The 8,738-nt window shown below is 57.9% G+C and carries 7 protein-coding genes; 4 read left to right on the plus strand and 3 right to left on the minus strand.

Features of this window, described 5'->3' with window-relative positions; genetic code table 11:
- The first annotated feature begins 6 nt into the window (after positions 1-6).
- Both NW840_RS01260 and NW840_RS01265 read left to right on the plus strand, forming a co-directional pair.
- Positions 7-2,034 carry an ABC transporter ATP-binding protein/permease gene (locus tag NW840_RS01260; protein WP_414341884.1) on the plus strand — a complete coding sequence of 676 codons (2,028 nt, stop codon included), beginning with the start codon at positions 7-9 and terminating at the stop codon, positions 2,032-2,034.
- Positions 2,035-2,187: 153 nt separating this feature from the next.
- Complete coding sequence (locus NW840_RS01265) at positions 2,188-3,969, plus strand: NADPH-dependent assimilatory sulfite reductase hemoprotein subunit (RefSeq protein ID WP_414341887.1); 1,782 nt, start codon at positions 2,188-2,190, stop codon at positions 3,967-3,969.
- 9 nt (positions 3,970-3,978) lie between these two features.
- Here NW840_RS01265 and NW840_RS01270 read toward each other — a convergent pair whose 3' ends face one another.
- Positions 3,979-5,049: a 2Fe-2S iron-sulfur cluster-binding protein gene (locus tag NW840_RS01270; protein WP_414341889.1), complete on the minus strand. Its 1,071-nt coding sequence runs from the start codon at positions 5,047-5,049 to the stop codon at positions 3,979-3,981.
- 134 nt (positions 5,050-5,183) lie between these two features.
- Between NW840_RS01270 and NW840_RS01275 the strand changes: the two genes are divergently transcribed.
- Complete coding sequence (locus NW840_RS01275; protein ID WP_414341891.1) at positions 5,184-6,008, plus strand: tetratricopeptide repeat protein; 825 nt, start codon at positions 5,184-5,186, stop codon at positions 6,006-6,008.
- An 86-nt stretch (positions 6,009-6,094) separates the two neighbouring features.
- Here the strand turns inward: NW840_RS01275 and NW840_RS01280 are convergent, their stop codons facing one another.
- Positions 6,095-6,442 carry an STAS domain-containing protein gene (locus NW840_RS01280; RefSeq protein ID WP_414341893.1) on the minus strand — a complete coding sequence of 116 codons (348 nt, stop codon included), beginning with the start codon at positions 6,440-6,442 and terminating at the stop codon, positions 6,095-6,097.
- Between the two features lie 153 nt (positions 6,443-6,595).
- On the opposite strand from NW840_RS01280, the gene NW840_RS01285 reads away from it, so the two are divergent.
- The gene (locus tag NW840_RS01285) at positions 6,596-7,777 is read left to right on the plus strand and encodes a glycosyltransferase (protein ID WP_414341896.1); all 1,182 of its coding nucleotides are present in this window, start codon (positions 6,596-6,598) and stop codon (positions 7,775-7,777) included.
- 8 nt (positions 7,778-7,785) lie between these two features.
- Here NW840_RS01285 and NW840_RS01290 read toward each other — a convergent pair whose 3' ends face one another.
- Positions 7,786-8,559, minus strand: coding sequence for a Uma2 family endonuclease (locus NW840_RS01290; RefSeq protein WP_414341897.1), 774 nt, complete (start codon positions 8,557-8,559; stop codon positions 7,786-7,788).
- Positions 8,560-8,738: the final 179 nt, after the last annotated feature.

An 8,738-nucleotide genomic window follows, 5' to 3' on the forward strand; every position in this document is an offset into this window, starting at 1 on the left:
TGAGAGATGTCGATCTTGCTCTCTCCGCCGACCACAACAATGGAATCCCAAGCCTCTCAATTTAACTTTGACCGCAAACTGTGGGATCGGTTTATCACCGTGGCCCAGCCCTACTTTTACCCCAGAGTGCGCTATGGGGGCTGGATCTTTTTGGGCTTGCTGGCAGCGGCCATGGTGTTTGTGGTTGCCCTGATGTTCTTTGTGGAGATTGGGGTAACTTTGGTCGGTCAAGCCCTGTTCCCGGAGTTTTTCACCAATGTGGCAGCCGGATTGGTGGCCCAAACGGAGAGAAACTTGTCCTCGCCGGTGCTGTGGGTAGCCTCGGTCAGCTTGGCTTTGAGCAGCCTTTGTTTTGGGGCAGTGTGGCGGCAGCTTCGCCAGCGCTGGTTGCAGTGGGTGCTGCTCACCTTTTTGCTGTTTCTGTCGCTGACGGTCAACCGGCTGAACGTGATGATCAGCTTTATCTTTCGGTTTATCGACACAGCTCTGCAGCAAAAAGAAGAGCCCACTTTCTGGCAATTTTTGATTATTTATGGAGTGCTGATTATCTCAGCTATTCCCATTTTGGTGATCTACCGCTACACTCGCCTCAAGCTAGGGCTGTTTTGGCGAGAATGGCTGACCGATCATTTTCTGGATCGCTACTTCGATCAGCGGGCTTACTACGAGCTGGATTCCAACGCCGCCAACACCGAAATCGACAACCCCGACCAGCGCATTTCCGAGGATGTTCGCTCCTTTACCGGCACCACCCTCTCCTTCCTGTTGGACATTCTCGACTCGATTCTCACCCTCTATGCCTTCACCGGCATTCTCTACGGCATTTCTCGTCCGTTGGCGTTGGGGCTGGTGGTCTATGCCACCATTGGTACCGCCATTGCCATTTTGGCCGGTCGCAAGCTGATTAAAATTAACTTCGATCAACTGCGCTATGAAGCCGATTTCCGCTACAGCTTGGTGCATGTGCGCGACAACGCCGAGTCCATCGCCTTTTACCAGGGAGAGGATCAAGAACTCAGGCAGATTTTGCATCGCTTTGGTGCGGCCTTGCGCAATTTTAACTTGCTGATCATCTGGCAGGCCATCATCGATATTTTCCAATACGCCTACAACTATTTCACCCGCATTGTGCCCTATGTCATCGTGGCTCCCCTTTATTTCAGCGGCGTGCGAGATTTCGGCACCATTACCCAAGCCACCATTGCCTTCAGCCAGGTGTTGAGCGCCCTCTCCATTGTGGCCAACCAGATTCAAAGCATTTCCAGTTTTGCCGCTGGGATCAACCGCTTAGGCTCCTTTCACGAGTCTCTGGAAGATCCGGCGCTGCGCCACACCGGCGCTCGGGAAAGCAACATTCAAACTCGCATTGCCCAGCAATTGGCGCTAAACCACGTCACTTTGCTCACCCCCAATTCAGAACGAACCCTGGTTCGGGATCTCTCCTTCGCCTTGGAAGCCGACCAACGGCTGCTGATTGTCGGTGTTAGCGGCAGCGGCAAAAGCTCTCTGCTGCGGGCCATTGCCGGCCTATGGACCAACGGCCAGGGATCCATCGCCCGCCCAGATACTCAGGAGATGCTCTTTTTGCCCCAGAAACCCTATATGCTGCTGGGATCCCTGCGGGATCAACTGCTCTATCCCAAACGCCGCCGAGACCTCACCGATGAAGGTCTCATCCGAGTCTTGGCCCAGGTGAACTTGGGGGACTTGCCGGAGAGGGTGGGCGGCTTTGATGTGGAGAAAGACTGGGCCAGCACTCTCTCCCTAGGGGAACAGCAGCGTCTTGCCTTTGCCCGCATTTTGATCACCCAGCCCCGCTACGCCATCTTGGACGAGGCCACCAGCGCCCTGGATGTGGCCAACGAAAAACTGCTCTACCTGCAGCTGCAACACCTGAACACCACCTACATCAGCGTCGGCCATCGTCCCACCCTCTTGGCCTACCACGACCTGGTTTTGGAGCTGCAGGGGAATTGTGCCTGGCAACTGTGGTCGGTGCAGGAGTATGGTGCCCGCCTAGCCCTGGCCAGCTAGCAGCGCCGACATCTCCAGCTGACTCAAATAACAAGTTTTGCGGGTTTGGGACAAAACCCGGATAGGAGGCTGACTTTTCCAACTGGACGCCGCCCAAGGGAGGTGATAGCCTGTTATTCACAAGTATTCCGACCGGTTTACCGGAGATCACCAATGCCCCCCATGATCCCATCCGAGGCCAAGCGCTCCAAGGTGGAGCAGATCAAGGCAGACAGCCACTTTCTACGGGATCCCCTTCAGCAGGAGCTGGCCCAAGACACCACCCACTTCAGCGAAGCAGCGGTGCAGGTGCTGAAGTTTCACGGGGCTTACCAGCAGGACGACCGGGATCGGCGGCAGCAGCGAAAGCAGGAGGGGCTGGAGCGGGCCTATTCAATGATGTTGCGCACCCGCATCCCAGGGGGACACGTGCCCCCCCAGCTTTACTTGACCCTGGATCGGCTGGCCGATGAGTACGGCAATGGCACCCTGCGAGCCACAACGCGGCAAACCTTTCAGTTGCATGGGATCCTCAAGAAAAACCTCAAGGCCACCATAGCCAGCATTCTCAAACAGATGGGATCCACCCTGGCCGCCTGCGGCGATGTCAACCGCAACGTGATGGCACCGGTTGCCCCCTACAAAAATCGCCCTGCCTATCGCTATGCCCAAGAGTATGCCCGCAAGCTGGCGGATCTGTTGGCTCCGAAGACCTCTGCCTACTACGAGATCTGGGTGGATGGGGAGCCGGTTCCCATCCCACCGGTGGATGAGGAAGTGCGGGAAGCAGAGCAGTTTGTGGGCAACGGGGTGCGCCTGGAGGGGCCAGAACCTCTGTATGGCCCCGTCTATTTGCCCCGCAAGTTTAAAACCGCCATCGCCGTAGCCGGGGAAAACACGGTAGATGTGTACTCCCAGGACTTGGGCTTGATTGTGCTCACCGACCGCAAGGGCAACCTCAAGGGCTTCAACATCGTGGTAGGTGGCGGGATGGGACGCACTCACGGCAAGGAAGAAACCCAGCCCTTGCTGGCCCAAAAGCTCTGCTTTGCCCCGCCGGAATCGGTGTATCGGGTTTGCCAGGCCGTTTTGGCGGTGCAGCGGGACTACGGCAACCGGCACGATCGCAAGCAGGCGCGGCTGAAGTATCTGGTGAGAGACTGGGGGATCCGCAAGTTTCGCCGTGTGGTCGAGCAGTACCTGGGGGAGAAGTTATTGCCCTTCCGGCGCATGCCCAAGTTTGTCCCCAACAGCGACGACTACCTAGGCTGGCACGAGCAGGGGGATGGCCGTTGGTTTTTGGGCATCTCCATTGAAAATGGCCGCATCCAGGACACCCCAGAGCGACAGCTCAAGACGGCACTGCGCCGGATTGTGGAAGCCTTTTCTCTGCACGTGCGGCTGACCCCCACTCAGGATTTACTTTTCATCGACATTGCGGAGCAGCAGCGGGATGCCATCAACCAGATCCTCAAATCCCACGGGGTGCTTTCCAAGGAAGAGATCCCCCAACTGGTGCGGCTGTCGATGGCCTGCCCTGCCCTGCCCACCTGTGGGTTGGCGATTACCGAGTCGGAGCGGGCTTTGCCAGGGCTGGTGCGCCAGTTGGATCAGCTGTTGCAGGAGCTGGATCTGCAAGATTCGCCCTTCTTGGTACGCATGACCGGCTGCCCCAACGGCTGTGCCCGACCCTACCTGGCGGAACTGGGATTGGTGGGATCCGCCCCCGATGGCTACTACCAGATTTGGCTGGGAGCCAGCCCGCAGGGTGATCGCCTGGCGCAAGTGTTTCAGGATCGGGTACACATCAGCCAGATCGTGCCGCTGATGAGAGTTCTCCTGCAGGTCTACAAGCAGGAGCGCCGTCCTGGCGAGAGCTTTGGAGATTACTGCCATCGGGTGGGGATCCCCTATTTGCAGGCCCAAGTTCAGCAAAGGGATGGCGTTTTTGCCTGAAGGGATCCCTCAAAAACGAGACCAAGCCTGTAGCCATTCCCGGAGCGCTTCCAGCCATCCAATCGGTTCGGGCTTGGCTGCTTCTGGAGCTTGCTCCTCGCCAGCCGGCAAGCTAACTTGGTCAGGGTGCACCCTGTAAACTCGGATGGGTTTGGCGTTGGGAAAAGGTTTCACCGAAAGAGGCTCCACCTGCAGGAGTTGCCCTTCCACGGCTCGATACACGGCTGCCGAGATGAGCAACCGAAAGCTCTGTTCCTCAGACTGTTCCCCCCCTTGCGAAACATCCTCAACCGACTCCAGCCAGGTGGCAAACTGAACCGACTTCCCGAAGGCGGACAACCGCTGCGGATCTTGGGGATCGAGGGGCAGCAAAAGGACTGGGCCGTAGTGGATCCCGATGGCAAGCTTGACCTGCGGGTAGGAGAGTTGCCGCAAACACCTGTTCAACTCCACCACCGACTGCCCAAGCGCCAACCCCACCTGCAGTGCCTGCTGTACGGCCAGCTCGGGTTGTTTTAAGCCAAACAAGGCCAAACTTCTCAGCCCACTCTGGTTGGCCAGTACTCCCCCATATTGCTGCACCAAGGCCCCCATTTGGGCGAAGTAGCGACCCAAGGTGTAGACAACATCGTAGGGAAAGTTCTCCTCGTCGAAGTTGGCCGTCCCCCGCAGGGAAGCGCTGAGAATGGCGGCGGTGACTTGGCTGCCGACCGAATGGGCCTGCAATTGATGTTGAGCTACTTCCACATCTGCTTTATCGATCACCAGCCGTTGCAGGGTGACATCTCCAGTGATGCGGGTTTGACAGGCCAGACGAATATGTACAGGAAGGTCTAGCCGTTGAGCTAACTTCTTCTCGGCAGGAGTCATGCTGCGGCAGTTTTGGCTGCCTTCCAAAATCAGGATGCGACAGGTGGAGCAGGCGGCATTGCCCCCACAGGCATGGACATGGCGCACCCCCGCCTTGAGCAGATTTTCCAGAACCGTGAGCAGGGGATTGGCTTCCAAGGTGAGGTTGTCGGGGTAACAGGTGATCCGCATGGTTAAGAGGGAGTGAGGGGTGGCAAAAACGTTCAGCAATACCTAAACTCGGTACGGCATTGCCCTCCCCTTGGATGCTGTTTTCAAAAGTTTTGGGTATTGGGTAACCTCACCCCGCAGCCTGCCCCGGCGCCGATGATAGAGTACAGAGGAGTCTTCTGCGCGAGCCCTTTATGCCTCAGTCCAAACCCCAAGAATCCCCAGCCCGCAAGCTCCTCAACATTTTGCTGCTGGTGGTGGGCACGGTAACTTTCTTGGGCTTCTCCTTTGGCCCGCTATTCCAGGCCCTCGGGCCTTCCAAATCTCCAGAGGCCAGCCTGGTAACCGAGCAACTGCGGGCCCAGGCAGACGGCTATCGCGTCGTGCTGGAGCGGGAGCCGGATAACCCCATTGCCCTGCGGGGGTTGATCGACACCCAACTGCAATTGAACGAGCCGCAAGGGGCCATTGAGCCGCTGAAGAAGCTGGTGGAACTGGAGCCCGAAAATCGGCAACTGAGAGCCTTTTTGGCCGAAATCCAGCAGGATACGGGGGATTTTGAAGGGGCATTAGAACAGCTCCAGATCCTTTACGAGGGGGATCCCAAAGATGGCCAGGTGCTGCAGCAGTTGGTGGATGTGCAGCTAACCCTGGGCCGCACCTCTGAGGCCATTGCCCTGCTGGAGAAGCATCTTGAAGAAGTGCCGGAAGATAATGATGTACGTTTGCGCTTGGCCTTTGTCTACGCCCGCAACAACCAGACCGAAAAAGCCATAGCCCTCTACGACGAGTTAATCGCGGCGGATCCCAGTGATTTCACCCCCGTGTTGGGCAAAGCCATAGCCCTCAGCTCCGCCACCGATGAAAACCTACGGGCAAAAGCGCCTGAGCTGTTTGAGCAAGCAGCCCGGCTGGCCCCGCCCCAAGTTCGGGAGCAAATCCAGCAGCAAGCAGAGATTTATGCTCAGGTGAACCGGCCCCAGACGGTCGAGAGGCAAAACGATAACCCCACTCCCTGAGCGGGTTTTCAACCTCTGGGCTAATCCCGGGGTTGGTAGGATCCTGTTGGTACCATGGCAGTTCTGAGTCGACCCAATAGAAAGAGCTACGGAAAAGACTCAAGTGCCTTTTCTACAGAGGGGTAGATCTCGTAAATGGCATCCAAGCCGGTGATGGAGAAGAGCAGCTTGACCTGCTCCTGCAGGCTGCAGAACTTGAGTTGATAGCCCGAAGCGCGGCAATGGCGATGCGCCCAAACCAGAACCGACAACCCCATGCTGTCGATCAGGCTAACCTGACTAAGATCCAACAAGAAATGTCCCGGTTTCTCGGTGAGAATTTGGCTTAGCTCTTTCCGTACCTCGCGGGCAATCGCGGCGTTGAGCCTTTCACTGTGCAATTTCACAACCGTAACAGGGGATCCCTTGTGGCTGAGCTGGATGAAGACATCCATGAAAAGCCCGTCAGGTTTGAGGGGGGATGGGCACAGGCACGATGCAACCAAACTGATTTTGAGTTGCTAAATCACCATGAGTATGAGTTTGTCCTCCCTGGGCTTCTCTTGCAAGCATTCTTGGACACTTTTCCCTTACAGGTTAGAACTGGCATGAACGGGATCCCTGCCTGGGCTGGAGATGCTGCCGCCCTGAGTCTATTGGTTATGCAAGTGCCGATGCTGGCGGTGCTGCTGGCGCGGCTGCTGCCCTCTTTGCGGCGCCCTTCCCCTCTGCCTCCCGGTCAGCCTGGGATCCCTTTGCAGCCGGGCTTGGTCAGCGTGTTGTTGCCCACCCTCAACGAAGCCGAGCGCATCGATCCCTGCCTGGAAGGATTGCACCAACAGAGCTCCGTCCTGCGGGAGGTGCTGGTGGTGGACAGCCGCTCTCAAGATGGCACCCCCGAAAAAGTGCTGCAGATGGCCAAGCGGGATCCCCGCTTTCGCCTGCTGACCGACGATCCCCTCCCCGGCGGATGGGTGGGCCGCCCCTGGGCTTTGCACTACGGATTTCTCCAGTCGGATCCGGCCTCTGAGTGGATCCTGGGCATCGACGCCGATACCCGCCCCCAGCCAGGCTTGGTGGAGCGCCTGCTGGAAACCGCCCAGGCCCAAAGGCTCGACCTGATCACCCTGGCACCGCAGTTTATCCTGCAGCACTGGGGGGAAGGCTGGCTGCAGCCGGCTCTTTTGGTGACCCTGATCTACCGCTACGGGGCCGCCGGAGACACCGCCACCCTGCCGGAACGGACGATGGCCAATGGGCAATGTATGCTAGTGCGCCGGTCGGTGCTGGAAGCCATGAACGGCTACACGCTGGCGCGGGCCTCCTTCTGTGACGATGTCACCTTGGTGCGGCAGATTGCGGCAGCCGGCTTTAAAGTAGCTTTTTACGACGGTCGGCACCTGCTCAAGGTGCGCATGTACACTTCTTTTGGCGAAACTTGGCGAGAGTGGGGCCGATCCCTCGATTTGAAAGATGCCACCCCTGTGGCCCAGTTGTGGGGGGATATAGCTCTCCTCGTCCTCACCCAAGGGATCCCTGGGCCGGTGGTTGTAGGGCTGTTGGGCAAAGCCGGGATGGGGTTTCCCTTTTCCCTGACGGAGCAGGTGCTGCTGGGGCTTAACCTAGGCTTACTGATTCTGCGCTTAGGTGTACTGCTGGGCATTCGCGGCTCCTATCAGGATCCCCCTTGGACGTTCTGGATGTCGCCTCTGGCGGATCCCTTGGCCGTTCTGCGGATAATCCTATCTGCCCTCAGCCGGCCCCGCTCTTGGCGCGGGCGCACCTACTAGGAGAGCCCTCAATCGGCTATTGCCTCGGGATCCACGCCCAACTCCCGCAATTTCGCGGCTAGGCGCTGCTGTTCCAGACGGGCTTGTTCGAGAGCTGCCTCTGCCGCCTCGGCCCGCTGCCGCTCCTGCTCTACCTGTTCGATTCCCCATAGGAGCAAATTCCCATCGGCAGTCCACCACCGCAACCAGTTGGCTTTGGTCTCGGCTTTTTGTCCCCGCCACACCCCCAAAAACAAGCCAATCTCCGGGATCCAGTAGCGACGGTTTTCATCCGCCGATACAGGGGTATAGCGGCCATTCTCCAGGCGGTAGACATCCAGCTCACCGGTTTTGGGATGAAAGATTACATAGACAGGCACCTGCAAAATGCGCTCGTAGAAATACCATTTTCCATAGGGATAGTGGGGATTGATGGAGTACTCGCCGCCCTCGGTTTCGGAGATGAATTCCATCACAATCGCCGGGGGATCCCCTTCTAGGTGGGGGGTATAGCTGCGGCGGATCTCTCCTTCGGGAATCGGCTGTACTGCGGGCACATAAACCCAGTCGGGGGCTTTCACCACCACCTTGTCCCCGACAGTGCTGCAAAGGCCAAAGTTGGAGGCGATCAAAGCCTGGGCAGGGATCCTCTGAGCGAGTTCCAATGCCTCACGCAGAGCAGCAGCCAAAAGGGGCTGTAAGGTGCTTTCCGCAGGCTCATCCGGCAAGGGAAAGTCTTCCGGCAGTTTTTCCCATCGAATGGGAGGTAGGGGCGGGGTGAGCCGAACAGGAGAGAGGGTCATGGCTTAGGATACTCATGGTGATAAGGTACATGAATGCCTTTTGAATAACTCAAAGCACTTGCTGATATCAACCCCAGGCAATTCCACAAGGCTGTTGCAGGCTAGGACGGATTCAGCTAGAAATCGCAGGAGCCCCGCACTGTACCCGTAGGGTCAGTGCCGGGAGGAATGCGCTTTGA

Source organism: Synechococcus sp. R5-13, from assembly GCF_047462015.1.
In the GTDB taxonomy this organism is placed as follows: domain Bacteria; phylum Cyanobacteriota; class Cyanobacteriia; order Thermostichales; family Thermostichaceae; genus Thermostichus.

Coding starts and splice junctions, on each gene's coding strand:
- NW840_RS01260 (WP_414341884.1), top strand. CDS start 7: ATGTCGATCTTGCTCTCTCCGCCGACCACAACAATGGAATCCCAAGCC.
- NW840_RS01265 (WP_414341887.1), top strand. CDS start 2,188: ATGCCCCCCATGATCCCATCCGAGGCCAAGCGCTCCAAGGTGGAGCAG.
- NW840_RS01275 (WP_414341891.1), top strand. CDS start 5,184: ATGCCTCAGTCCAAACCCCAAGAATCCCCAGCCCGCAAGCTCCTCAAC.
- NW840_RS01280 (WP_414341893.1), bottom strand. CDS start 6,442: ATGGATGTCTTCATCCAGCTCAGCCACAAGGGATCCCCTGTTACGGTT.
- NW840_RS01285 (WP_414341896.1), top strand. CDS start 6,596: ATGAACGGGATCCCTGCCTGGGCTGGAGATGCTGCCGCCCTGAGTCTA.
- NW840_RS01290 (WP_414341897.1), bottom strand. CDS start 8,559: ATGACCCTCTCTCCTGTTCGGCTCACCCCGCCCCTACCTCCCATTCGA.